The sequence below is a fragment of the Treponema endosymbiont of Eucomonympha sp. genome (genome assembly GCF_001028545.1).
Genome location: NZ_BBPW01000436.1, coordinates 1 through 592, shown reverse-complemented (window position 1 = coordinate 592; position 592 = coordinate 1). Strand labels below are relative to the sequence as shown.

General features: G+C 60.5%; 1 protein-coding gene. It reads left to right on the top strand.

Annotation, left to right across the window (positions count from 1 at the left end):
* Positions 1–374: 374 nt before the first annotated feature.
* On the top strand, positions 375–592 hold a 218-nt coding region (locus tag AWU74_RS12855; protein WP_238580246.1), incomplete at its 3' end, for a hypothetical protein.

Sequence of the window (592 nt, the reverse complement as noted above, 5' to 3'; positions counted from 1 at the left end):
TGCCTACCGAGCGATATGCGGGCGGCTTCCGCCAGTGGGGCTACCGAGCGGTCTTGCCGACGGGCGAAAGCCTTTGTTCTGTACTACGGATAAGCGGCTACCGAGTTTATCAAGAAGGCTTGCCGAGGGGCGAAAGAGAGCCGCAATACGGGTAAGCGGCTGCCGTGCCTACCGAGCGATTTCCGCATAGTTGTCTGCCGAGCAAGCCTACCGACAGTCGGCATAGAGGCAGGACGCACAAGAGCGGGGCGAACCCCCCGCTCTTTTTTTATGCCCGAACGCGGCGCGGGGAGTACCTGCCCGTCAGCGGGGCTACCGAGCAATCCAACCGAGGGGCGGAAGCCTAAATGCCATACTACGGGTAAGCGCCTACCGTGTTTATCAAGAAGGTTTGCCGAAGGGCGAAAGAGAGCCGCAATACGGGTAAGCGGCTACCGTGTTTATCAAGAAGGCTTGCCGGGGGCGAAAGAGAGAGCCGCAATACGGGTAAGCGGCTACCGTGCCTACCGAGCGATATGCGGGCGGTTTCCGCCAGCGGGGCTATCGAGCGGTCTTGCCGACGGGCGAAAGCCTTTGTTCTGTACTACGGGTA